Source organism: Serratia odorifera (genome assembly GCF_041448735.1).
In the GTDB taxonomy this organism is placed as follows: Bacteria; Pseudomonadota; Gammaproteobacteria; order Enterobacterales; family Enterobacteriaceae; genus Serratia_F; species Serratia_F odorifera.
In genome coordinates, this window is sequence record NZ_JBGMUT010000004.1 from 211,659 (window position 1) to 237,484 (window position 25,826).

Consider the following 25,826-nt stretch of genomic DNA (forward strand, 5'->3'; position numbering starts at 1 on the left):
TCACACCGTTTCCTGATTATTTTGATGTTTATTTTGTTGCAGACGCTGTTTTTCTTTTTCTACCTGCTGGGAGCGCCAAATATTGTTCAATACGTGAATCATCGCCTTGGCGGAGGATTCGACAATGTCTGTTGCCAGTCCGACGCCATGGAAGCGGCGGCCGTTATAGGAAACCACGATATCGACCTGGCCCAGCGCATCTCGGCCCTGGCCCTTGGCGGTCAGTTGATACTTCACCAGTTCGATCGGGTAATCGGTAATACGGTTGATGGCCTGATAAACGGCATCAACCGGGCCATTGCCGGTCGCGGCTTCGGCTTTTTCTTCGCCGCCGCAGATCAGTTTGACCGATGCGGTTGCCATAATGCTGCTGCCTGACTGGACGCTGAAGTAGCCCAGGCTGTAATGCTCCGGCTCTTCCTGCTGCTTGTTAATGAACGCCAGCGCTTCCAGATCGTAGTCGAACACCTGACCCTTTTTGTCTGCCAGCTTCAGGAAGGCGCTGTACAGGTCATCCAGGTTGTAGTCCTGCTCCTTGTAACCCATCTCTTCCATGCGGTGCTTCACTGCCGCGCGACCGGAACGTGAGGTCAGGTTCAACTGCACGTCCTTCAGGCCGATGGTCTGCGGCGACATGATTTCGTAGTTTTCGCGGTTTTTCAGCACGCCGTCCTGATGGATGCCGGAGGAGTGGGCGAAGGCGTTGGAGCCGACGATGGCCTTGTTGGCCGGGATGGGCATATTGCACAACTGGCTGACCAACTGGCTGGTACGATAGATTTCCTGGTGGTTGATATTGGTGTGCACATTCATGATGTCCTGGCGCACCTTGATCGCCATAATCACCTCTTCCAGCGAGGTGTTGCCGGCACGTTCGCCAATGCCGTTCAGGGTGCCTTCGACCTGACGTGCCCCAGCCTGAACTGCGGCAATCGAGTTGCCGACCGCCATGCCCAGATCGTCGTGGCAGTGTACCGAGATAATGGCCTTATCGATGTTCGGCACGCGGTCGTACAGGGTGGTGATGATGCCGCCAAACTGGTTCGGCGTGGTGTAGCCGACGGTATCTGGAATATTAATGGTGGTGGCGCCGGCGTTGATCGCGGCTTCCACCACGCGACACAGGTTGTCGATCGGCGTGCGGCCGGCATCCTCGCAGGAAAACTCGACATCATCGGTATAGTTGCGCGCGCGCTTCACCGAGCGTACCGCCATTTCCAGCACTTCGTCGAAGGAACGTTTTAATTTTGATTCGATGTGCAGCGTCGAGGTGGCCAGAAACACGTGGATACGGAACGCGTCGGCGACGCGCAGCGCTTCGGCGGCGACGTCGATATCGTTGTCGACGCAGCGAGCCAGACCGCATACCCGGCTGTTTTTGATCTGACGAGCGATGGTTTGCACCGATTCAAAATCACCCGGCGAAGAGACCGGGAAGCCGACTTCCATTACGTCAACGCCCATGCGTTCCAGCGCCATGGCGATCTGGATCTTTTCTTTTACGCTCAGACTGGCTTGCAGCGCCTGTTCGCCATCACGCAGCGTGGTATCGAAAATAATGACTTGTTGGCTCATCTGATTGTTCCTTATCGTGTCTGTTTCACGCTAAGCGGGCAAAAAAAAACCCGCGCAGTAGCGCGGGTTTCTTATGGGTGAGTGGCTGAATCAGCCCCGAACTCTGCCCACTGGCATACCGCGCAAAGAAGATGCGTTAAGTAGTAGGCCTAGTAGTTGAGTAATTCGGATCATGTGATTCAACGTCTCTAAATGTGTGCGTTGTTTAATTTGATACGTTATTGGCCAGCCGATGTCAACTGCTGATTGAAAATGGCGCGAATCGGTCTCGCGATTATCGACAGAGAACATCGAACAGAAGATAGTTCTGTAAAAAACGGCAGTTTCAGTTAAACGAAAAATTCGGAATTGCGAGCCGCTTGGCATAAATCAGCTGAATAAAGTGATAACGCGTTGCTTATCCGTCTCGCTGGGTTAAAATTGCGACCTGACATGACAAGCAAATTGGTTGCAGCCAAGGATGATTGGCACTGCTCTAATTATTCTTTGCAATTAATGGTTTTTGATAGGTGCATATAAATTAATTCTACTTTTATATTCTGTTAACAATAATGCAATGCTTTGCTTTATTGGCGGCGCATCTGTATGTATTGTTGGCTGTCTATATCATGATTTTATTCACCGTGCAGCGATGCGGGCTGAAGATTGCCTGCGGATGATGTTTATCACTTTGCTGTTAACCGTCCAATAAATGCGCGATTTTCAGTCGGTGTAAACGCGTCTGGAGGCGATATCCCATCGGATCGCGCTCGATTGTCATGCCAGCCAGGTAGTAGTCGCGATAACGCATTTCGCTTAATGAACATACAACAGTGTGACGGCGATAATTCGCACTGTTCCGTGCATAGGTGATATTAATGACATAGGACGGAGTGGGGTTAGATATGTCTGAATATAATTCAGGAAATGTCTTAGAAAAGGACCATGCAGATATTCACTTACGTGGTGTTGATCTTAATTTACTCACCGTATTTGATGCGGTAATGCAAATGCAGAATATTACGCGTGCGGCAAACGTATTGGGCATGTCGCAGCCGGCAGTGAGCAATGCGGTGGCCCGGTTGAAAATCATGTTCAATGACGAACTGTTCGTGCGTTTTGGGCGTGGTATTCAACCAACCCTACGGGCTCGGCAGCTGTTCGGGCCGGTACGGCAGGCACTGCAATTGGTCAGAAACGAGCTGCCTGGCACCGGGTTCGACAGCCAGACCAGCGATCGGCTATTTTCGATTGCCATTTGCAGTCCGCTGGATTTGCGTTTGACGGCCAAAGTGCTGAACAATGTAAAATGCATGGCACCGCATATCCGCTTGCGGGTCAGTGGCTGCTTTAATGATTATATCGAGCACCAGTTACGTTTCCAGGAAGTGGGATTCGTCATCGGCTATAGCCCATTTACCCATCACGAGTTTCAAAACCAACCGCTATTTTCCGATCCATTAGTGCTGGTGGTGTCGCAGACGCACCCGCGCATCCACGACAGCATCACTCATGAGCAGCTATTGGCGGAACAACATGCCGTGGTGGCATTGGATAATTATTGTTCTTTCAGCAAGCCTTACTATCTGCAGGAAATCATGTTGCGCACGGTGATGCAGCAATGCACCGATCTTTATAGCGCGCTGCATATTGTGTCGCATACGGATAGGGTAGCAATGGTGCCGCGCTGGTTCGCCGAGCAATATGCCGACGCGCTGAATCTCAGGGTGCTGGCGTTACCCTCGGAGCAAAACCAGGCCACCTGTTACCTAACCTGGCATGAATCTGCCGAGCGGGACAAAGGGCATCAATGGATAAAATCTGTATTGAGTCAGGTAGATCTGTTGCGTTAAGTCAGCGTTTATTCTTCCGGGAGCCGGTAGCGGCTCCGGGTTAATAGGTTTTTGTGTTTTATAAATAAGAAAATACTTATTTATCTGGCAGTATTTTCTTATTTAATAATCTAATGTGTAGTTAGTAATTTATATTTTTATGTTGGTTGAGAAACGAATTTTTTATTAATATTAAACACCACTAATTTTTTGTATAACAGAGTTTTATTCTGCTGCGTTGGCTGGCTTTTGCTTTGGCACCGTGCCGGTAAATTCCCTGTCCGTTAAGCGGCTGTGCTGAGTCCGTCACTCGATGCTGGCGGTGTTTGGCGCACAGTCCTACGCTGAAAATCCTTTCCCCGTGGCGAGAGTGTAGGTAGACTGCGCGAAAAAAATAAACACCTGTAAGCTGAGATGCCGGGCTGTGGCCCTGGTAAAGGCTGACTTTTTGATTTATTTCAGGCTCGAGCTTTTATGATCAAAGACTTGCAACAATACCACCAGGTTAACCGGATACAGCACCAGATTTCCCAACGTGCCGATTGCGTGGCTTTCCGCCAATGGACGCCTGCGGGAGAGAGCCAACTGAGCTGGCAACAGGTTGGCACGCATATCAATCATATTGCCAGCGCGCTGCTGTCTATGAACGTCGAGGTTCAGGAGCGCGTGGCAATTTTCGCCAATAACAGCATGGCATGGTCGCTGGCCGACCTGGCGATTTTGCATCTCCGGGCGATCAGCGTGCCGCTGTATGCTACCCACACGCCAGCGCAGGCGGCATTTATCGTCAATGATGCCGATGTGCGCATTTTATTCGTTGGCGAGCAGGCGCAAATGGATGCGGCGCTTGCGCTGCGCGGCGTTTGTCCACGGTTGGCGCATATTGTGGTATTTGACGATGCCGTCGATTTGCGTGGTTGCGATATTGCCCGCTATCTGAGTCATATTGAGCGCGAAGCCGACGTTGAGCAGCACCACGCCTGCCTGACGGAGCGCATTGCTGGTCGGGATTTGCAGGATTTATTTACCCTGATCTACACCTCCGGCACCACCGGTGAGCCCAAGGGCGTGATGCTCGACTACCGCAATATGGCGGCGCAGCTGTATCTGCATGACCAGCGCCTGACCGTCGATGCCGACGACGTTTCACTCAGCTTCCTGCCGTTGTCGCACGTTTTCGAGCGCGCCTGGAGTTTCTTTATCATGCATTCCGGCGCGCAGAACGTCTTTTTGCCGAATACCGATTGGGTGCGTGACGCGATGGCGGCGGTGCGGCCGAGTGTGATGTGTGCGGTACCGCGCTTTTATGAAAAGATCTACAGTGCGGTTCACGAAAAGGTCGCGCGTGCGCCGTGGTGGCGCAGAAAGCTGTTCCATTGGGCGATCGGCTGTGGCGAACGAAAGTTCTTGCAGGAACGTGCCGCCAGACCGATAGGTAAAACGCTGGCGCTGGCGCACCGTTGGGCAGATAAACTGGTACTGAGCAAGCTGCGCGGCATTTTAGGCGGCCGGGTGCGCTTTTTGCCGGCGGCAGGCGCCAAACTGGATGACAACGTGATTTTGTTTTTCCAGGCGATGGGCGTGAACATTAAATACGGTTATGGCATGACGGAAACCTGCGCCACCGTATCGTGCTGGGAAGAGCAGGATTTCCGTTTCGGCTCGATCGGCAAACCGTTGCCGACGCTCGAGGTGCGTATCGCGGAAGAAAACGAAATCCAGGTTCGTGGGCCAATCGTCATGCGTGGCTATTTCAACAAGCCACTGGAAACCGCCGATGCCTTTACCGCCGACGGCTGGTTGAAAACCGGCGACGCCGGTACGGTGGACCCCCAGGGTAACCTGTTCATTACCGAGCGTCTGAAAGACCTGATGAAAACTTCTGGCGGCAAGTATATCGCTCCGCAAATGCTGGAGGGCAGGTTGGCACAGGATCGTTTCATTGAGCAGGTGGCGATCGTCGCCGATACGCGCAAGTTTGTCTCCGCGCTGATTGTGCCGTGTTTTGAGTCGCTGGAACTGTACGCCAAATCGATCAACCTGAAGTATCACGATCGCCTGGAACTGCTGCGCAACGGCCACATTATCGAGATGTTCGAGGCGCGTCTGCGTGAGATGCAAAACGAACTGGCGCGCTTTGAACAGGTGAAAAAGTTCACCCTGCTGCCGGCGGCATTCTCGATGGAACTGGGCGAGCTGACGCCGACGCTCAAGCTGCGCCGCAAAGTCATTCTTCAGCGTTATCAGCATGAAATTGAGGCCATGTACCAGTAACGGCTATTTTGGACTTTTTTTGAACGGATGTTGCCGAAAAAATCGACGCACCATTCACCCGATATAGTTCTGTAATTACCGTCCTTGCCAAAACAATGCCTAGCCGAACGGCCTACTGGCTAGTGCATTGTTTTAAGTCGTCGTCTGACGCCAGCCTGTTGCCCTTTCTGTGCGATTATTGCGCCATTTTGCCGTTTGCCTGCCTCATACTCTGACGTTATGTTAAGAGGTTATAAACAGACCATAAAAAACGTTGGGGCATTCCCCACTGTAGGCGCCACGTTCCGGTGCCAGACAAGAATAAGCAAGCCTGGAGGCAAACCCATGGAGATGTTATCAGGAGCCGAGATGGTCGTCCGATCGTTGATCGATCAGGGCGTAAAACATGTATTCGGCTACCCGGGCGGGGCGGTGCTCGATATTTATGATGCCCTGCACACGGTTGGCGGCATTGATCACGTGCTGGTTCGTCACGAGCAGGGCGCGGTGCACATGGCCGACGGCTACGCGCGCGCCACTGGCGAAGTCGGGGTGGTGCTGGTGACATCCGGCCCCGGTGCGACCAATGCCATTACCGGCATTGCTACCGCCTATATGGATTCGATTCCGATGGTGGTACTGTCGGGCCAGGTCCCTAGCTCGCTGATTGGCTACGATGCCTTCCAGGAATGCGATATGGTGGGTATTTCCCGTCCGGTGGTAAAGCACAGTTTCCTGGTGAAACGCACCGAAGACATCCCTTCCATTCTGAAAAAAGCCTTCTATCTGGCGGCCAGCGGTCGCCCTGGCCCGGTGGTCATCGACTTGCCAAAGGACATTGTCGGGCCGGCGGTAAGAATGCCTTATGCTTACCCGCAGGACGTCAGCATGCGCTCTTACAATCCGACGGTGCAGGGGCATCGTGGGCAAATAAAGCGGGCGTTGCAAACCGTATTGGCGGCCAAAAAGCCGGTGATGTATGTCGGCGGCGGCGCCATCAATGCCGCCTGCCATCAGGAACTGCGAGAACTGGCAGAAAAACTCAACCTGCCGGTAACCTGCACGCTGATGGGGTTGGGCGCATTCCCTGGTACGCATCGTCAGAGCGTAGGCATGCTGGGCATGCACGGGACCTATGAAGCCAACAAAACCATGCATCATTCCGATGTCATTTTTGCTGTTGGCGTGCGATTTGACGATCGCACCACCAACAATCTGGCCAAGTACTGCCCGGATGCCACGGTGCTGCACATCGATATCGATCCCACCTCGATTTCGAAAACGGTGGATGCCGATATCCCGATTGTCGGCGACGCCAAACAGGTGCTGACGCAGATGCTCGAACTGCTGGGACAAGGGGAAAAGCAGCAGGATCACGATGCGTTGCGCGACTGGTGGCAGGCGATCGAACAATGGCGCGCGCGCGATTGCCTGGGCTATGACAAAACCGGTCCGACCATCAAACCGCAGGCGGTAATCGAAACCCTGCACCGCCTGACCAAAGGCGATGCCTACGTCACCTCGGACGTCGGGCAGCACCAAATGTTCGCCGCGCTGTATTATCCGTTTGACCAGCCACGCCGCTGGATCAACTCCGGCGGGCTCGGCACCATGGGCTTTGGGCTGCCGGCGGCGCTGGGCGTGAAGCTGGCGCTACCCGATGAAACCGTGGTGTGCGTCACCGGCGACGGCAGCATTCAAATGAACATCCAGGAGTTGTCCACCGCGCTGCAATACAATCTGCCGGTGGTGGTGGTCAATCTCAATAACCGTTATCTGGGGATGGTGAAGCAGTGGCAGGACATGATCTACTCTGGCCGCCATTCTCAGTCCTATATGGAGTCTCTGCCCGACTTCGTCAAGCTGGCTGAAGCCTATGGCCATGTCGGTATTGCCATTCGCACGCCGGACGAGCTGGAAAGCAAGCTGGCGCAGGCGTTGGCAGAAAAGAACCGGCTGGTGTTTGTCGATGTGACCGTCGATGAAACCGAACATGTGTATCCAATGCAGATCCGCGGTGGAAGCATGGACGAAATGTGGTTAAGCAAAACGGAGAGGACCTGATCATGCGCCGTATCTTATCTGTACTGCTGGAAAACGAATCCGGCGCCCTGTCGCGGGTGGTTGGGCTGTTTTCGCAGCGTGGCTACAATATTGAAAGTCTGACGGTGGCGCCAACCGACGATCCGACCCTTTCGCGCATGACCATTCAGACCGTCGGTGACGAAAAGGTGCTCGAGCAGATCGAAAAGCAGCTGCACAAGCTGGTGGACGTGCTGCGCGTCAGCGAGCTGGCGCAGGGTGCACATGTTGAACGTGAAATCATGCTGGTGAAACTGCAAGCCAGCGGCTACGGACGTGAAGAGGTCAAACGCTGCGCGGATATCTTCCGTGGCCAGATCGTTGACGTCACGGCGACGCTGTATACCGTGCAACTGGCCGGCACCAGCGACAAGCTTGATGCGTTTATCAACGCGGTACGTGAAGTGGCGGAAATCGTTGAGGTGGCGCGTTCTGGCGTGGTTGGCGTGTCGCGCGGCGACAAAATCATGCGCTGAAAGATAAAACATGCTGATTATGTGGAGGGCGGCACGGCGCGCCCTTTGTTTTTGGTCAATATTTCCAGCAGAAATTGTCTGATTACCAACCGCTTTCGGCAAAAGCGGTTGCCCGATGGCGTTTTCTGCTGTTAGATCGCTGGGCCGGACGAGGGGAAGCCAGATCCGCCGACAGCCGTCACACTCTACATATCAGCTTCAGTAAGGGGTTAACGTGAAACTGGATGAAATCGCGCGTCTCGCAGGCGTTTCGCGCACCACGGCCAGTTATGTCATCAATGGAAAGGCGAAGCAGTATCGCGTTAGCGATAAAACCGTCGAGAAAGTGATGGCCGTGGTCAGGGAGCATAATTATCATCCGAACGCCGTCGCGGCCGGGCTGCGTGCCGGTCGGACCCGTTCTATCGGCCTGGTGATTCCCGATCTGGAAAACACCAGTTATACCCGCATTGCCAACTATCTCGAACGTCAGGCGCGTCAGCGTGGTTACCAACTGTTGATCGCCTGTTCGGAAGACCAGCCAGATAACGAAATGCGCTGCATCGAACATCTGTTGCAGCGTCAGGTGGACGCCATTATCGTCTCCACCGCCTTGCCGCCGGAGCACCCGTTCTATCAGCGTTGGGCCAACGATCCGCTGCCGATTATCGCGCTGGATCGCGCCTTGGATCGCGAACATTTCATTAGCGTGGTCGGCGCCGATCAGGAAGACGCCTTCGCCCTGGCGCAGGAATTGCGCACCTTCCCGGCAAAATCGGTGCTGTATCTTGGCGCATTGCCCGAACTGTCGGTCAGTTTCCTGCGTGAACAGGGATTCAGACAGGCCTGGCAGGACGACGAGCGGCACGTCGATTATCTCTATGCCAACAGCTATGAGCGTGAAGCCGCCGGTACGCTGTTTGCCAACTGGCTGAAAACCAACCCGATGCCGCAGGCATTATTCACCACCTCGTTTTCGTTGTTGCAGGGCGTGATGGATGTGACGCTCAAGCAACAGGGCCGTTTGCCGACCGATCTGGCCATTGCCACCTTTGGTGACAACGAGCTGTTGGACTTCCTTGAATGCCCGGTACTGGCGGTGGCGCAGCGGCACCGCGACGTCGCCGAGCGTGTGCTGGAGCTGGTGCTGGCCAGCCTGGACGAACCGCGCAAACCGAAACCGGGTTTGACGCGTATCCGTCGCAATCTGTTTCGGCGTGGCAGTCTGAGCCGCAAATAGCATTGGCTGACAGGGATTCGAGCGTTGAATCCCTGTTTAATGCTAACGGGGGCGGCAGCGCGTCGCGACCAAGGCGCAAAATCGGATTTTTTAATAAATTTATATAAAACAATGAGTTGAATTTTTTGGCTGTTTTTTCCGAATTAAAATGCAAAAATCGATAGGAATAAACATGTAAGAAAATGAAACTCCCTTCGTCATCGGTTATTTTGGGAATAATCTTAGCCGAATGATTTAAATCGAAATTTACCCACCTCGTAATATCCGAGCTATTTATTTTTTTCTCCCGCTCTGTATTGCTCGAATAATTGAAGTAATATAGCGACCTCGTTGTGGCGTTGCCGCGGCTGCGCGTTATTAACGCCGGCATCAGCGGTTGGCACCGCAGCGGGCAAACTCCCGGCGAGGCCTTATCGGCTGCGGCGGTGAGCGGGCTACAGGGCTGTGATTACCGAAGTGAAAAATGAGACCTCGATTGCAGAAGAAAGTATTGAGCCAATTAATAACCAAATTGTCAGGTTTTTAACCGCACGCTTTCCGTTATGAAAATTCTCCTCGTTTATCATGATGTTAATTTTTAATCGTCGAATAAAAACAGTTCCTTTCGCGAGCCAGCTCCCAAAATACCCAGAGAAATATTGCCAAAGCACTGCCGCTCTGGCTTGACAAGGTTTTCATACCCTCCGTAAACTCCTTTATGTGGGAATTTGTGGGGTAAAGTGGTGAAAAAGGTCATGAAGGGGTAGCTCGGGGATGTTCCGTGGCGCGACGATGGTCAATCTCGACAGCAAGGGCCGGCTGGCCGTACCTACCCGATATCGGGAAACGCTGATCGAAGAATCGCAAGGCCAAATGGTTTGCACCATTGACCTCCATCAGCCCTGCCTGCTGCTTTATCCATTGCCTGAATGGGAAATCATTGAACAAAAATTATCCCGTCTGTCGAGCATGAATCCCGCCGAGCGCCGCGTTCAGCGCTTGCTGTTGGGACATGCCAGTGAATGTCAGATGGATAACGCCGGTCGGTTGCTGATAGCCAGTACGCTACGTCAACACGCCGCGCTCACTAAAGAAGTGATGCTGGTCGGGCAGTTCAACAAGTTTGAGCTGTGGGATGAACAGACCTGGTATCAACAAGTCAAGGATGATATTGACGCTGAACAGTCGTCTCAGGAACCGTTGTCTGAGCGGCTACAGGACTTGTCGCTATAAGCATGTTGGAAAACTATAAACACACCACCGTGCTGTTGGATGAGGCGGTTAATGGCCTCAACATCCGCAGCAACGGCATATATATCGACGGTACTTTTGGTCGCGGTGGCCATTCTCGTCTGATTCTGTCCCAACTGGGGCCGGAAGGACGCTTGCTGGCAATTGACCGCGATCCGCAGGCGATTGCAGCCGCCAAATCTATTGAAGATCCACGTTTTACTATCGTACACGGCCCATTTTCCGATTTGTCACATTATGTGCGCGAACGCGAACTGGTCGGTAAAATCGACGGCGTACTGCTCGATCTGGGCGTTTCCTCCCCGCAGCTCGATGACGCAGAACGCGGTTTCTCGTTTATGCGCGACGGGCCACTGGATATGCGCATGGATCCCACGCGCGGACAGTCAGCGGCCGAATGGTTGCTGAAAGCTGAAGCAGACGATATCGCCTGGGTACTGAAAACCTTCGGCGAAGAACGTTTTGCCAAGCGTATCGCGCGTGCCATCGTCGAACGTAACAAGACCGAGCCAATGACGCGCACCAAAGAGCTGGCCGATCTGATCGCCGACGCCAGTCCTTTCCGTGAAAAGCACAAGCACCCGGCAACCCGCAGCTTCCAGGCGATCCGCATCTACATTAACAGCGAACTGGAAGAAATCGAACGTGCGCTGGACGGCGCACTGGAAGTGCTGGCACCGCAGGGGCGGCTGTCGATCATTAGCTTCCACTCGCTGGAAGATCGCATCGTCAAACGCTTTATGCGCCACCACAGCCGCGGTGCGCAGGTGCCGGCCGGCCTGCCATTGACCGAGGCGCAACTGCGTGAGTTGGGCGGTCGCAATCTGAAATCGCTGGGCAAAATGATGCCGTCGGAAGCGGAAGTGGCGGAAAACCCACGTGCGCGCAGTTCGGTACTGCGCATCGCCGAGAGGATGCCGGCGTGATTGGCAACGAGCGTCATGGATTGGTCGGGGTGATTGGCGGCGATTTGCTGCGCAACGCCAAGATCCCGCTGATTTTGCTGATCGCCGTACTGGTCTCCGCCATTTTGGTGGTGACCACGGCGCACCGCACCCGACTGCTGACCGCCGAGCGCGAGCAACTGGTGCTAGAGAAAGATGCGCTGGATATCGAATGGCGCAACCTGATTCTGGAAGAAAACGCCCTGGGCGATCATAGCCGGGTGGAACGTATCGCAACGGAAAAACTGCAACTGCAGCATGTGGATCCGGCGCAAGAAAATATCATCGTTAAACAATGAATGGTTTAACCGACCGCCTAACATGGAGCAAAAAGGGAACGCATGAAAGCAGCACGCCCCGGTAAGTTGAAACGCCAGGAAGATCAAGCCAGCTTTGTCAGCTGGCGTTTTGCGTTGCTGTGCGGCTGTATTTTGCTGGCGCTGGTCGGGTTGATGCTGCGTGTCGCCTATCTGCAGGTGATTAACCCCGATCGGCTGGTCAAAGAGGGCGATATGCGCTCTTTGCGCGTTCAGCAGGTGCCGACCGCCCGTGGGATGATCAGTGACCGGGCTGGACGTCCGCTGGCGGTCAGCGTACCGGTCAATGCCATCTGGGCCGACCCCAAGGAACTGAACGAACGCGGCGGCATCACGCTCGACAGCCGTTGGAAGGCGCTGTCTGATGCGTTGGAAATCCCGCTGGACAAACTGTCCAGCCGCATCAACGCCAACCCGAAAGGGCGCTTTGTGTATCTGGCGCGTCAGGTCAACCCGGCCATCGGCGATTACATCCACAAACTGAAGCTGCCGGGCATCTATCTGCGTCAGGAATCGCGCCGCTACTATCCGGCCGGTCAGGTAACGTCGCACATTATCGGCGTCACCAACATTGACGGTCAGGGCATTGAAGGGGTTGAAAAAAGCTTCGATCGCTGGCTGACCGGTCAGCCGGGCGAGCGTACGGTGCGCAAAGACCGTTATGGGCGGGTGATCGAGGATATCTCTTCGGTTGACAGCCAGGCGGCGCACAACCTGGTGTTGAGCGTTGACGAGCGCCTGCAGGCGCTGGTGTATCGCGAACTCAACAACGCGGTGGCGTTCAACAAGGCCGAGTCCGGTACGGCGGTGCTGATCGACGTCAACACCGGCGAAGTGCTGGCGATGGCCAACAGCCCGTCCTACAACCCGAACAATATGGCCGGTACGCCGAAGGACACCATGCGTAACCGTGCCATTACCGATATTTTTGAACCTGGTTCGACCGTAAAACCGATGGTGGTCATGACGGCCTTGCAGCACGGCGTAGTAAGAGAAAACAGCGTGCTCAATACCGTGCCTTACCGCATTAACGGCCATGAAATCAAAGATGTGGCGCGTTATCCGGAACTGTCGGTCACCGGGATCTTGCAGAAGTCGAGTAACGTCGGTGTTTCAAAGCTGGCGTTAGCGATGCCGTCCTCGGCGTTAGTAGATACTTACTCGCGTTTTGGACTGGGAAAAGCGACCAATTTGGGGCTGGTCGGAGAAAGCAGTGGCATATACCCAAAAAAACAACGGTGGTCTGACATAGAGAGGGCCACCTTCTCTTTCGGCTACGGGCTAATGGTAACACCGTTACAGTTGGCGCGAGTCTATGCAACGATCGGCAGTATGGGCGTCTATCGTCCGCTGTCGATTACCAAGGTTGACCCGCCGGTCGCCGGTGAGCGCGTTTTCCCTGAACCGTTGGTTCGCACCGTGGTGCACATGATGGAAAGCGTGGCCCTGCCGGGCGGCGGTGGCGTGAAGGCGGCCATCAAGGGCTACCGGATCGCCATTAAAACCGGTACTGCCAAGAAGGTTGGCCCGGACGGCAAATACGTCAACCGATACATCGCTTATACCGCCGGCGTTGCGCCGGCAAGTAACCCGCGTTTTGCCCTGGTGGTGGTCATCAACGACCCGCAGGGTGGCAAGTACTACGGTGGCGCAATCTCTGCGCCGGTGTTTGGCGCCATTATGGGCGGCGTACTGCGTACCATGAACGTCGAGCCGGACGCGTTGCCCACCGCGGATAAAAGCGAATTGGTAATCAATAAAAAAGAGGGTTCAGGTGGCAGATCGTAATTTGCGCGAATTACTCGCTCCATGGGTGCCGACGGCACCCGAGCGCGCGCTGCGGGAAATGACATTAGACAGCCGAATTGCGGCTGCCGGGGATCTGTTTGTCGCCGTCGTCGGCCATCAGACAGATGGACGCCGCTATATTCCGCAAGCCATCGCCCAGGGCGTTGCCGCCGTGATCGCCGAGGCCGAAGGTGAGGCCACCGACGGTGAAATCCGCGAAATGCACGGCGTACCGGTAATTTACCTGAGCCAGCTCAATCAGCGTCTGTCTGCGTTGGCCGGGCGTTTTTATCATCAGCCGGCCGAACGTTTGCGCCTGGTCGGCGTGACCGGCACCAACGGAAAAACCACCACTACCCAGCTGTTGGCGCAATGGAGCCAGCTGTTGGGGGAAACCGCTGCGGTGATGGGGACCGTCGGAAACGGCCTGCTGGGCCAGGTTTGTCCGAGCGAAAACACCACCGGTTCGGCGGTTGATGTGCAGCATGTTCTCAACGATTTGGCCGAGCGCGGTGCGACCTTTGCCGCGATGGAAGTCTCTTCCCACGGCCTGGTGCAGAACCGCGTGGCGGCGTTGCCGTTTGCCGCGGCGGTGTTCACTAACCTGAGCCGCGATCACCTCGATTATCACGGTGACATGGCCAGCTACGAAGCCGCCAAGTGGTCGCTGTTCGCCGGACACGAAGTGGGGCAGGCAATCATCAATGCCGATGATGACGTAGGGCAGCGCTGGCTGGCGCAGTTGCCGGATGCGGTGGCAGTGACCATGCAGGGCAACCTGCAACCGGGCTGCCGTGGTCGTTGGCTGAAAGCCACCGACGTCAATTATCACGATAACGGCGCGACCGTGCGTTTCAGCTCAAGCTGGGGCGACGGGGAAATCGAAAGCCGCTTGATGGGCGCCTTTAACGTCAGCAATCTGTTGCTGGCGCTGGCGACCTTGCTGTCGCTGGGTTACCCGCTGGCGGCATTGCTGAAGTCCGGCAGCCAGTTGCAGCCGGTCTGCGGCCGTATGGAAGTGTTCACTGCGCCGGGCAAGCCGACGGTAGTGGTGGATTATGCCCACACGCCGGATGCGCTGGAAAAAGCGCTGGCCGCGGCGCGCCTGCATTGCCAGGGGCAACTGTGGTGCGTGTTTGGCTGTGGCGGCGATCGCGACAAGGGCAAACGCCCGCTGATGGGCGGCATCGCCGAGCAGTTCGCCGATCGTGTGGTCGTGACGGACGACAATCCGCGTACCGAAGAACCGCAGGCGATTATCGCCGACATCCTGACCGGCCTGCTGGATCCGGGGCGTGCTCTGGTCATTCATGGCCGTGCCGAAGCGGTCACCAGCGCGGTGATGCAGGCGAAACAACAGGACGTGGTGCTGGTAGCAGGCAAGGGCCATGAAGATTACCAACTGGTGGGGAATCGTCGTCTGGATTACTCCGATCGCACCACCGTGGCACGTTTGCTGGGGGTAATCGCATGATTTCTGTCTCCCTTCAGGCCTTGGCCGATGTATTGAGCGCTGAATTGATCGGTGCCGATTGCCAAATCAATGAGGTGACGACGGATACCCGCCAGATTACCCCTGGCTGCCTGTTTGTGGCGCTGAAAGGCGAACGTTTTGACGCGCATGATTTTGCCGCCGATGCGCTGGCCGCCGGTGCCGGTGCATTACTGGTCAGCAAGCGCTTACCGCTGGGGGCTCCGCAGCTGGTGGTCAAGGACACCCGCCTGGCGCTGGGGCAACTGGCTGCCTGGGTACGACAGCAGGTGCCGGCTCGGGTGGTTGCCTTGACCGGTTCATCGGGCAAAACCTCGGTGAAGGAAATGACCGCTGCCATTTTGCGCCAATGCGGCGAGGTGCTGTATACCGCCGGCAATTTCAACAATGACATCGGCGTGCCGCTGACGCTGCTGCGTTTACAGCCACAGCATGATTTTGCGGTGATTGAACTGGGCGCCAACCATATCGGTGAAATCGCCTATACCACCGCGTTGACGCGTCCGCAGACTGCGCTGGTGAATAACCTGGCGGCGGCGCATCTGGAAGGCTTCGGTTCGTTGGCCGGTGTGGCGCAGGCGAAGGGCGAAATTTTCGCCGGTTTGCCGGCGGATGGCGTGGCGATCATTAACGCCGATAACAATGACTGGCCGCATTGGCAGACGCAGCTGGTGGGCAAAACCGTGTGGCGCTTCTCGCCGCAGGCCACCGACGGCGTGGATTTCTTCGCCAGCGAGATTAGCGTGAACGGCAAGGGGACGCAGTTTACGTTGCACAGCCCGTTTGGCGCGGTGGCAATCGAACTGCCGTTGCCGGGCCGCCACAACGTGGCGAACGCGCTGGCGGCTGCGGCACTGGCAACCTCGGTCGGTGCCTCGCTTGAGGCGGTACGCGTCGGATTGGGCCAATTGCAGGCAGTACCGGGGCGTTTATTCCCGATTCAGCTCAAACCCGGCCAGCTGTTGCTGGACGATAGCTATAACGCCAACGTCGGTTCAATGACCGCCGCCGCGCAGGTGCTGGCAGAGATGCCGGGTTACCGCGTGCTGGTAGCCGGTGATATGGCCGAACTGGGCGACGAAGCGGAAGAATGCCATCGTCAGGTGGGCGAAGCCGCCCGTCTGGCGGGTATCGACAAAGTATTGACCGTTGGCTCGCTGAGCCAGCTGTTAAGCGCTGCATCGGGCCAGGGCGAACATTTTCAAGACAAGGCAGCAGTGATCGCGCGCGTGGCGGAATTACTGACGGAACATACGGTAATTACCGTATTAATCAAAGGGTCACGTAGTGCCGCAATGGAGCAGGTAGTACGCGCGTTACAGGAGAAAGCACCATGTTAGTTTGGCTGGCCGAACATTTGGTCAAATATTATTCCGGCTTTAACGTCTTCTCGTATCTGACGTTCCGAGCCATTGTCAGCCTGCTGACCGCGCTGTTTATTTCCTTGTGGATGGGGCCACGACTGATTGCACATCTGCAGAAGATGTCCTTTGGCCAGGTGGTGCGTAACGACGGCCCTGAGTCGCACTTCAGCAAACGCGGAACGCCGACCATGGGCGGCATCATGATCCTGACCTCCATCACCGTTTCGGTGCTGATGTGGGCATACCCGTCCAACCCGTACGTCTGGTGCGTACTGTTTGTGCTGGTCGGTTATGGCATCGTCGGTTTCGTCGACGATTACCGCAAGGTGGTGCGCAAGGACACCAAAGGGCTGATTGCCCGCTGGAAATACTTCTGGCAGTCGGTGATTGCACTGATTGTCGCATTTGCCATGTATGCCGTAGGAAAAGACACGCCAGCCACCGAGCTGGTTGTGCCGTTCTTTAAGGACGTGATGCCGCAACTGGGGCTGCTGTATGTGCTGCTGGCCTATTTCGTGATTGTCGGCACCAGCAACGCGGTCAACCTGACCGACGGGCTGGACGGTCTGGCGATTATGCCGACGGTATTCGTCGCCGCCGGTTTTGCGCTGGTGGCCTGGGCGACCGGTAACATGAACTTCGCCAACTACCTGCATATTCCATATCTGCGACATGCCGGTGAGTTGGTGGTGGTGTGCACGGCCATCGTCGGTGCCGGGCTGGGGTTCCTGTGGTTCAACACCTACCCGGCACAGGTCTTTATGGGCGACGTCGGCTCGCTGGCGCTGGGCGGCGCGCTGGGTACCATCGCAGTACTGCTGCGTCAGGAATTTTTGCTGGTGATTATGGGCGGCGTGTTCGTGGTTGAAACGCTATCGGTGATCTTGCAGGTGGGGTCGTTCAAGCTGCGCGGACAACGCATTTTCCGCATGGCGCCGATTCACCACCACTATGAATTGAAAGGCTGGCCAGAACCACGGGTGATCGTGCGCTTCTGGATTATTTCGCTGATGCTGGTGCTGATTGGCCTGGCAACGCTGAAGGTACGTTAATCATGGCGGATTATCAGGGTAAAAAAGTCGTCATTATCGGGTTGGGCCTGACCGGTCTGTCCTGTGTTGATTTCTTTATGGCACGTGGCGTGACGCCGCGCGTCATGGATACCCGCATGTCTCCGCCAGGGTTGGACCAGTTGCCGGAAAGCGTAGAACGCCACCTCGGCGATCTGCAGGAAGACTGGCTGCTGGCAGCGGATCTGATCGTCGCCAGCCCAGGCGTGGCGTTGGCGTCACCGGCGTTGAGTGCCGCAGCGGATGCCGGGGTGGACATCGTCGGTGATGTGGAGCTGTTCTGTCGCGAAGCGCAGGCGCCGATCGTTGCCATTACCGGATCCAACGGCAAAAGCACCGTTACCACGCTGGTCGGTGAAATGGCGAAGGCCGCCGGCTGGGCGGTGGGCGTGGGTGGCAATATTGGTCTGCCGGTACTGGAATTGCTGCGGCAGGAATATCAGCTGTACGTGCTGGAGTTGTCGAGTTTCCAACTGGAAACCACCTACAGCCTGCATGCCGCTGCGGCGACGATTCTCAATGTGACCGAAGATCATATGGATCGCTATCCCTTCGGTTTACAGCAATACCGGGCGGCCAAGCTGCGCATTTACGAGAACGCCAAGGTGTGTGTGGTGAATGCCGATGACGCGCTGACCATGCCGGTTCGCGGCGCCGACCCGCGTTGCATCAGCTTTGGTGCGGACGTGGGCGATTACCACCTGAATCGCCAACTGGGTGAAACCTGGCTGCGTGTGCACGGTGAAAAAGTGCTGAACACCCGAGAAATGAAACTGAGCGGCCGCCACAACTACACCAACGCGTTGGCGGCGCTGGCATTGGCCGACGCGGTGAATATCCCGCGAGCCTCCAGCCTGACGGCATTGACTACCTATGCCGGCTTGGCGCACCGCTTCCAACGGGTGTTAGACCACAACGGCGTCTGCTGGATTAACGACTCCAAGGCGACCAACGTCGGCAGTACCGAAGCGGCGCTGAACGGCCTGCAAGTGGACGGCACGCTGCACCTGCTGCTGGGCGGTGACGGCAAATCCGCCGATTTCTCGCCGCTGACGCGTTATCTGCAGGGCGACCATATTCGTTTGTACTGTTTCGGTCGCGACGGTGCTCAACTGGCGCAGCTGCGCCCGGATGTGGCAACGCAAACCGACACCATGGAACAGGCGATGCGGGCGATTGCTGCCGTTGTGCAGCCGGGCGATATGGTGCTGTTGTCACCGGCCTGCGCCAGCCTCGATCAGTTCCGTAATTTTGAAGTACGTGGCAATGAGTTTGCCCGTCTGGCACAGGAGCTTGGCGGATGAAACTACGGGTGCCGAACTTCGGTTTGACCGACAGACTGAAAGACTGGGTGATGGGATCGCGTGAAAGCGATGCCGCTACCATGGTGCTGTATGACCGCACCTTGCTGTGGCTGACCTTCGGCCTGGCGATTATCGGCTTTGTCATGGTGACCTCGGCCTCGATGCCGATCGGTCAGCGTCTGGCGGAAGATCCGTTCCTGTTCGCCAAACGTGATGCGCTGTATCTGGGGCTGGCGTTCGGTCTGTCGCTGGTCACGCTGCGTATCCCGATGGCGGTATGGCAGCGTTACAGCAACGTGATGCTGTTGGCGTCAATCGTACTGTTACTGATCGTGTTGGTGGTCGGCAGCTCGGTCAACGGGGCATCGCGCTGGATTTCGCTTGGGCCGTTGCGTATTCAGCCGGCAGAGCTGTCGAAACTGTCGCTGTTCTGCTACCTGGCCAGCTATCTGGTGCGCAAGGTAGAAGAAGTGCGCAGCAACTTCTGGGGTTTTTGCAAACCGATGGGCGTGATGGTGGTGTTGGCGGTACTGCTGCTGGCACAGCCGGACCTCGGTACTGTGGTGGTGCTGTTCATTACTACGCTGGCGATGCTGTTCCTGGCCGGCGCCAAAATGTGGCAGTTCCTGGCGATCATCGGCTCCGGCGTATTTGCCGTGGTGCTGCTGATCATTGCCGAACCGTATCGTATGCGCCGTGTGACGTCGTTCTGGAACCCGTGGGCGGATCCATTCGGCAGCGGTTACCAGCTGACCCAATCGCTGATGGCGTTTGGTCGCGGTGAATTCTGGGGGCAAGGCCTGGGGAACTCGGTGCAGAAGCTGGAGTATTTACCAGAAGCGCATACCGATTTCATCTTCTCGATCCTTGGGGAAGAGCTGGGCTATATCGGTGTGGTTTTTGCCCTGTTAATGGTATTCTTCGTCGCTTTTCGCGCGATGTCGATTGGCCGCCGGGCATTAGAGCTCGACCAGCGTTTCTCCGGCTTTCTGGCCTGTTCGATCGGCGTGTGGTTCAGCTTCCAGGCGCTGGTTAACGTGGGTGCCGCGGCGGGTATGTTGCCGACCAAAGGTCTGACGCTGCCGCTGATCAGTTACGGTGGTTCCAGCCTGCTGATCATGTCGACGGCCATTGTGCTGTTGTTGCGTATTGATTTTGAAACGCGTCTGGCGAAAGCCCAGGCGTTTGTGAAGAGGTAAGGGATGAGCGGGAAAGCTAAGCGTTTAATGGTGATGGCAGGCGGTACCGGTGGACACGTGTTCCCGGGGCTGGCGGTCGCGCATCATCTGATGGCGCAGGGCTGGCAGGTACGCTGGCTTGGAACCGCAGACCGAATGGAAGCCGATCTGGTGCCAAAGCACGGGATCGAGATTGATTTTATCCGCATCTCCGGCCTGCGTGGCAAAGGATTAATGGCTCAGTTGAGCGCGCCGCTGCGCATCTGGCGCGCGGTGCGCCAGGCGAAGGCGATTATGCGCAGCTACCAGCCGGATGTGGTGCTGGGCATGGGCGGTTACGTGTCCGGCCCTGGCGGCCTGGCCGCCTGGCAGTGCGGCGTGCCGGTGGTGCTGCATGAACAGAACGGCATTGCCGGGTTAACCAACCGCTGGCTGGCGCGCATCGCCAAAACGGTATTGCAGGCGTTTCCCGGCGCGTTCCCGAATGCCGCCGTGGTGGGCAATCCGGTGCGTACCGACGTATTGGCGCTGCCGTTGCCGGCAGAACGTCTGGCCGGGCGAGAAGGGCCGATCCGCGTGCTGGTTATTGGCGGAAGTCAGGGGGCCCGCGTGCTGAATCAGACAGTTCCTGAAGTCGCGGCGCGTTTGGACGATAGAATTACGCTCTGGCATCAGGTTGGCAAAGGTGCGTTGGCATCGGTTCAGCGTGAATATGAAAGGGTAGGGCAGACCGGGCACAAGGTGACCGAGTTTATCGATGATATGGCGGCCGCCTACGCCTGGGCCGATGTGGTGGTGTGCCGTTCCGGCGCCTTGACCGTCAGCGAAATTGCGGCGGCGGGCCTGCCGGCGATATTTGTACCGTTCCAGCACAAGGATCGTCAGCAGTATTGGAACGCGCGTCCGCTGGAAGAAGCCGGCGCCGCGAAAATCATTGAACAGCCGCAGTTCAACGCCGATGCGGTGGCCGAACTGCTGGCCGGCTGGGATCGTCCAACGTTACTGGCGATGGCCGACAAGGCGCGCGCGGTGGCGATCCCCGATGCGACCGAACGCGTCGCGGCGGAACTGATTCGCGTCGCCAAATAAAACATGCAGGGTCTGGTTCGCCGGGCCTGTAAATACAGCAACGTCATGTAAGGGCTCGGTGCGCCGAACCTGGATTAGAGAGAGTGATGAATACACAGCAACTGGCGAAACTACGTACTTTCGTGCCCGAGATGCGACGCGTCCGGCACATTCACTTTGTCGGCATCGGTGGTGCCGGCATGGGTGGTATCGCCGAAGTGTTGGCTAATGAAGGGTATCAGATCAGCGGTTCGGATCTGGCACCGAACCCGGTGACCCAGCAGTTGAGCGCACTGGGCGCGACAATTTACTTCCATCACCGGCCGGAAAACGTGCTGGATGCCAGCGTGGTGGTGGTGTCGACGGCGATCCCGTCCGACAATCCGGAAATCGTCGCCGCGCGCGAGGCGCGTATCCCGGTGATCCGTCGCGCAGAAATGCTGGCCGAATTGATGCGCTTTCGTCACGGTATCGCCGTGGCGGGAACGCACGGCAAAACTACCACCACGGCGATGGTTTCCAGCATTTATGCGGAAGCCGGCCTGGATCCGACGTTCGTCAACGGCGGGCTGGTAAAGGCGGCAGGCACCCATGCGCGTCTGGGGTCGAGCCGTTACCTGATTGCGGAAGCCGATGAGAGCGATGCGTCGTTCCTGCATCTGCAACCGATGGTGGCGATTGTCACCAACATCGAAGCCGACCACATGGACACTTACCATGGCGACTTCGAGAACCTGAAACAGACGTTTATCAATTTCTTGCACAACCTGCCGTTCTACGGCCGTGCGGTGATGTGTATTGACGATCCGGTGGTGCGTGAACTGCTGCCACGCGTTGGTCGCCACGTCACTACCTACGGCTTTAGCGACGATGCCGACGTGCGTATTGAGAGCTATAGCCAGCGTGGTCCGCAAGGGCACTTTACCCTGAGCCGTCAGGACAAGCCGCTGATGACGGTGACCCTGAACGCACCGGGCCGCCATAATGCGCTGAACGCGGCGGCGGCGGTGGCGGTAGCCACCGAAGAAGGCATTGACGACGACGATATTCTGCGCGCGCTGGCAGGCTTCCAGGGCACCGGCCGTCGCTTCGACTTTCTTGGCGAGTATCCGTTGACGCCGGTTAACGGCAAGGCGGGCAGTGCGATGCTGGTGGATGACTATGGCCATCACCCGACGGAAGTGGACGCCACCATCAAAGCGGCGCGCGCCGGCTGGCCGGACAAGCGTCTGGTGATGATTTTCCAGCCGCACCGTTACACGCGTACGCGCGATCTGTACGACGATTTTGCCAACGTGCTGTCTCAGGTTGACGTATTGCTGATGCTGGACGTGTACCCGGCGGGGGAAGCGCCGATCCCGGGTGCCGACAGCCGTTCGCTGTGCCGTACTATTCGCAACCGCGGCAAGTTGGATCCGATCCTGGTGTCCGACGCGGATACGGTGCCGGAAACCTTGGCGCAGCTGTTGCAAAATGACGATCTGGTGTTGGTGCAGGGCGCCGGCAACGTCGGCAAAATCGCCCGTAAACTAGCTGAATTGAAACTGCAGTCGCCGAACAACGAGGAGGAACAGCATGGCTGACAAAGTCGCCGTCCTGATGGGTGGCACCTCCGCTGAACGTGAGGTTTCTCTGCAATCCGGCGCAGCGGTGCTGGCCGGGTTGCGCGAAGCCGGTATCGACGCCCACGGCATTGATACACGTGACTTCCCGCTGGCCCAGTTGAAGGCGCAGGGTTTCAGCAAAGTATTTATCGCGCTGCACGGCCGCGGCGGTGAAGACGGTACGCTGCAGGGGATGCTGGAATTCCTCGACCTGCCGTATACCGGCAGCGGCGTGATGGCATCGGCGCTGACCATGGACAAATGGCGCACCAAAATGGTGTGGCAGTCGATGGGGCTGCCGATAGCACCCTACGTGGCATTGCACCGTGCGGAGTTTGTCGGTGAGGCGAAAAGCCAGTTGCTGGCAAGCGTGGAGGCACTGGGCCTGCCGCTGATCGTCAAGCCGAGCCGTGAAGGTTCCAGCGTCGGTATGAGCAAGGTCAGCGAATTCGGCGAACTCGTCGCGGCGCTGGACGAGGCGTTCCGTCATGACGACGACGTGCTGGTCGAAAAGTGGCTGAGTGGCCCGGAATATACCGTGGCATTTTTGGGTGACCAATTGATGCCGTCAATCCGCATTCAGCCGGCCGGCGTGTTTTACGACTATCAGGCCAAATACATCTCGGACGATACCCAGTACTTCTGTCCGAGCGGCTTGAGCGCCGAGCAGGAAAGCGAGCTGGCTGCGCTGGCGGCTCGGGCCTATCGTGGCCTTGATTGCAGCGGCTGGGGTCGGGTTGACGTAATGCAGGATAACGATGGCAGCTTCTATCTGCTTGAGGTGAACACCTCGCCAGGCATGACCAGTCATAGCCTGGTGCCGATGGCAGCGCGCCAGTTTGGATTGGATTTCTCGCAGCTGGTGGCGAGAATTTTGGAATTGGCCGACTGATATGTCGCAAGCTGCCCTGAATGCGCGCGAACGCGAGGTTGAAAATAACCCGCGTCGCAGCAACGGAAGCCAATTGGCAGGGATCGTTTTCCTGCTGATGGTGTTGGGAACGGTCCTGTGGAGCGGCTGGGCGGTGATTGGCTGGATGAAAGACGCCAGTCGCCTGCCGCTCTCAAGGCTGGTGGTAACCGGCGAACGCCATTACACCACCAACGATGATATTCGCCAGGCTATTCTGGCACTGGGATCGCCAGGCACGTTCATGACGCAGGATGTCGATGTCATCCAGCAGCAGATTGAGCGGTTGCCGTGGATTAAGCAGGCCAGCGTGCGCAAGCAATGGCCGGATGAGCTGAAAATCCATTTGGTGGAATATGTCCCGGTGGCGCGTTGGAATGATTTGCACATGGTGGATGCCGAGGGCAAATCGTTCAGCGTGCCGGCAGCACGTGTCGGCAAGCAGAAATTGCCGTTGCTCTATGGTCCGGAAGGGAGCGAACAAGACGTCCTGGAAGGGTATCGGACCATGAGCAATGCGTTGGCGACCGGCAAGTTTACGCTGAAGATGGCGTCGATGACGGCGCGTCACTCTTGGCAACTGGCGTTGGATAACGATGTCCGGCTGGAACTGGGGCGTGACGACCGCGCGGGGCGCCTGCAACGCTTTATCGAGCTGTATCCGGTACTGGAGCAACAGGGCCAGGCGGAAGGCAAGCGTGTCAGTTATGTCGACCTGCGTTATGACGCAGGTGCATCGGTGGGTTGGTCCCCGTTGCCGATAGACTCGCAGGCAGGCGATGCGGCGGCACGTCAACAGCAAAACAGTAATCAGCAACAAAATCAGGCACAGGCAAAACAACAATGATCAAGTCGACGGACAGAAAACTGGTAGTTGGACTGGAGATCGGTACGGCGAAAGTCGCCGCATTGGTAGGGGAAGTTCTGCCCGATGGCATGGTCAACATTATCGGGGTGGGCAGCTGTCCGTCCCGGGGTATGGATAAGGGCGGCGTTAACGACCTGGAGTCGGTAGTGAAGTGCGTACAGCGCGCTATCGATCAGGCCGAGCTGATGGCTGACTGCCAGATTTCTTCGGTCTACCTCGCATTATCGGGCAAACATATCAGTTGCCAGAACGAAATAGGGATGGTTCCTATTTCAGAAGAGGAAGTGACCCAGGAGGATGTGGAGAACGTCGTCCATACCGCCAAGTCGGTGCGTGTGCGCGATGAGCATCGCGTTCTGCATGTGATTCCTCAGGAATATGCCATCGACTATCAGGAAGGCATCAAAAACCCGGTGGGGTTGTCCGGCGTGCGTATGCAAGCCAAGGTGCACCTGATTACCTGCCATAACGACATGGCAAAAAACATTGTCAAAGCGGTTGAACGTTGCGGTCTGAAAGTTGACCAACTCATTTTCGCCGGTCTGGCCGCCAGCTATGCGGTACTGACCGAAGATGAACGCGAACTCGGCGTTTGCGTGGTGGATATCGGTGGCGGCACCATGGACATGGCGGTGTATACCGGTGGCGCACTGCGCCATACCAAGGTTATCCCGTATGCCGGCAACGTGGTCACCAGCGATATCGCCTACGCCTTCGGCACGCCGCCGACGGATGCAGAAGCAATTAAAGTTCGACACGGTTGTGCGCTTGGGTCGATTGTTAGCAAGGATGAGAGTGTAGAGGTGCCTAGCGTCGGGGGACGTCCTCCGCGTAGTCTGCAAAGACAGACACTGGCTGAAGTCATTGAGCCACGCTACGCCGAACTGTTGAATCTGGTTAACGATGAAATTTTGCAATTGCAGGAGCAACTGCGTCAGCAAGGGGTGAAGCACCATCTGGCAGCGGGTATTGTGCTGACCGGCGGTGCCGCCCAGATTGATGGCCTGGCAGCCTGTGCGCAACGGGTGTTCCACACCCAGGTACGCATCGGCCAACCCTTGAACATCACGGGTCTGACGGATTATGCGCAGGAGCCTTACTACTCAACGGCGGTAGGTCTGCTGCACTATGGAAAAGAGTCTCACCTCAGCGGTGAGTCAGAAGTAGAAAAACGCGCCTCGGTGGGCAATTGGTTTAAACGTATCAATAGCTGGCTGAGAAAAGAGTTTTAATGTTTCAACTAAGAGATCATGCTGAGTAATCTTTTTATGAT

20 protein-coding genes are annotated in these 25,826 nt (G+C 56.7%); 19 read left to right on the forward strand and 1 reads right to left on the reverse strand.

The features are described from left to right. Positions 1 to 1,575, reverse strand: a complete 1,575-nt coding sequence (leuA, locus tag ACCC84_RS13480) for a 2-isopropylmalate synthase (protein ID WP_004955402.1) — start codon at positions 1,573 to 1,575, stop codon at positions 1 to 3. 884 nt (positions 1,576 to 2,459) lie between these two features. On the opposite strand from leuA, the gene leuO reads away from it, so the two are divergent. The 19 genes from leuO to ftsA all read left to right on the forward strand — a co-directional run bounded on the left by leuO (position 2,460) and on the right by ftsA (position 25,785). After that, on the forward strand, positions 2,460 to 3,407 hold the full coding sequence (gene leuO, locus ACCC84_RS13485; protein WP_004955401.1) for a transcriptional regulator LeuO: 948 nt from the start codon (positions 2,460 to 2,462) through the stop codon (positions 3,405 to 3,407). Between the two features lie 453 nt (positions 3,408 to 3,860). Continuing rightward, complete coding sequence (locus tag ACCC84_RS13490) at positions 3,861 to 5,660, forward strand: AMP-dependent synthetase/ligase (protein ID WP_273871118.1); 1,800 nt, start codon at positions 3,861 to 3,863, stop codon at positions 5,658 to 5,660. 324 nt (positions 5,661 to 5,984) lie between these two features. Continuing rightward, entirely contained in the window at positions 5,985 to 7,703 is a 1,719-nt protein-coding gene (gene ilvI / locus ACCC84_RS13495; RefSeq protein ID WP_039991164.1) for an acetolactate synthase 3 large subunit, read from the forward strand. Between the two features lie 2 nt (positions 7,704 to 7,705). Then, a complete protein-coding gene (gene ilvN / locus ACCC84_RS13500) occupies positions 7,706 to 8,197 on the forward strand; it encodes an acetolactate synthase small subunit (RefSeq protein ID WP_039991162.1) in 492 nt (163 codons plus the stop codon). Positions 8,198 to 8,411: 214 nt separating this feature from the next. After that, positions 8,412 to 9,416: a catabolite repressor/activator gene (gene cra / locus ACCC84_RS13505; RefSeq protein WP_198773277.1), complete on the forward strand. Its 1,005-nt coding sequence runs from the start codon at positions 8,412 to 8,414 to the stop codon at positions 9,414 to 9,416. Positions 9,417 to 10,169: 753 nt separating this feature from the next. Next, complete coding sequence (gene mraZ / locus ACCC84_RS13510; protein ID WP_004955387.1) at positions 10,170 to 10,628, forward strand: division/cell wall cluster transcriptional repressor MraZ; 459 nt, start codon at positions 10,170 to 10,172, stop codon at positions 10,626 to 10,628. A gap of 2 nt (positions 10,629 to 10,630) precedes the next feature. Further along, positions 10,631 to 11,572 carry a 16S rRNA (cytosine(1402)-N(4))-methyltransferase RsmH gene (rsmH, locus tag ACCC84_RS13515; protein WP_004955385.1) on the forward strand — a complete coding sequence of 314 codons (942 nt, stop codon included), beginning with the start codon at positions 10,631 to 10,633 and terminating at the stop codon, positions 11,570 to 11,572. Beyond that, positions 11,569 to 11,889 (forward strand): cell division protein FtsL, encoded by a 321-nt coding sequence (gene ftsL, locus ACCC84_RS13520; RefSeq protein WP_004955384.1) that lies wholly within the window; start codon positions 11,569 to 11,571, stop codon positions 11,887 to 11,889. Before rsmH ends, ftsL begins: the two co-directional genes overlap by 4 nt. Before the next feature lie 42 nt (positions 11,890 to 11,931). Further along, positions 11,932 to 13,695: a peptidoglycan DD-transpeptidase PBP3 gene (gene ftsI, locus ACCC84_RS13525; RefSeq protein WP_088499869.1), complete on the forward strand. Its 1,764-nt coding sequence runs from the start codon at positions 11,932 to 11,934 to the stop codon at positions 13,693 to 13,695. Continuing rightward, a complete protein-coding gene (gene murE / locus ACCC84_RS13530) occupies positions 13,682 to 15,169 on the forward strand; it encodes a UDP-N-acetylmuramoyl-L-alanyl-D-glutamate--2,6-diaminopimelate ligase (protein ID WP_198773278.1) in 1,488 nt (495 codons plus the stop codon). The genes ftsI and murE overlap by 14 nt, the downstream gene beginning before the upstream one ends. Beyond that, positions 15,166 to 16,527 (forward strand): UDP-N-acetylmuramoyl-tripeptide--D-alanyl-D-alanine ligase, encoded by a 1,362-nt coding sequence (gene murF / locus ACCC84_RS13535; RefSeq protein WP_004955380.1) that lies wholly within the window; start codon positions 15,166 to 15,168, stop codon positions 16,525 to 16,527. Before murE ends, murF begins: the two co-directional genes overlap by 4 nt. Next, complete coding sequence (gene mraY, locus ACCC84_RS13540) at positions 16,521 to 17,603, forward strand: phospho-N-acetylmuramoyl-pentapeptide-transferase (RefSeq protein WP_004955379.1); 1,083 nt, start codon at positions 16,521 to 16,523, stop codon at positions 17,601 to 17,603. The genes murF and mraY overlap by 7 nt, the downstream gene beginning before the upstream one ends. A gap of 2 nt (positions 17,604 to 17,605) precedes the next feature. Then, on the forward strand, positions 17,606 to 18,925 hold the full coding sequence (murD, locus tag ACCC84_RS13545) for a UDP-N-acetylmuramoyl-L-alanine--D-glutamate ligase (RefSeq protein WP_004955378.1): 1,320 nt from the start codon (positions 17,606 to 17,608) through the stop codon (positions 18,923 to 18,925). After that, complete coding sequence (ftsW, locus tag ACCC84_RS13550; RefSeq protein WP_004955376.1) at positions 18,922 to 20,124, forward strand: cell division protein FtsW; 1,203 nt, start codon at positions 18,922 to 18,924, stop codon at positions 20,122 to 20,124. The genes murD and ftsW overlap by 4 nt, the downstream gene beginning before the upstream one ends. Positions 20,125 to 20,127: 3 nt before the next feature. Further along, positions 20,128 to 21,192: an undecaprenyldiphospho-muramoylpentapeptide beta-N-acetylglucosaminyltransferase gene (gene murG / locus ACCC84_RS13555; RefSeq protein WP_004955375.1), complete on the forward strand. Its 1,065-nt coding sequence runs from the start codon at positions 20,128 to 20,130 to the stop codon at positions 21,190 to 21,192. A gap of 86 nt (positions 21,193 to 21,278) precedes the next feature. Continuing rightward, a complete protein-coding gene (murC, locus tag ACCC84_RS13560) occupies positions 21,279 to 22,754 on the forward strand; it encodes a UDP-N-acetylmuramate--L-alanine ligase (RefSeq protein ID WP_004955373.1) in 1,476 nt (491 codons plus the stop codon). Continuing rightward, positions 22,747 to 23,667: a D-alanine--D-alanine ligase gene (locus tag ACCC84_RS13565; RefSeq protein ID WP_004955372.1), complete on the forward strand. Its 921-nt coding sequence runs from the start codon at positions 22,747 to 22,749 to the stop codon at positions 23,665 to 23,667. The genes murC and ACCC84_RS13565 overlap by 8 nt, the downstream gene beginning before the upstream one ends. Before the next feature lies 1 nt (position 23,668). After that, on the forward strand, positions 23,669 to 24,532 hold the full coding sequence (gene ftsQ, locus ACCC84_RS13570; protein ID WP_004955370.1) for a cell division protein FtsQ: 864 nt from the start codon (positions 23,669 to 23,671) through the stop codon (positions 24,530 to 24,532). Next, positions 24,529 to 25,785 (forward strand): cell division protein FtsA, encoded by a 1,257-nt coding sequence (gene ftsA / locus ACCC84_RS13575; protein WP_004955369.1) that lies wholly within the window; start codon positions 24,529 to 24,531, stop codon positions 25,783 to 25,785. The genes ftsQ and ftsA overlap by 4 nt, the downstream gene beginning before the upstream one ends. Positions 25,786 to 25,826 lie beyond the last annotated feature (41 nt).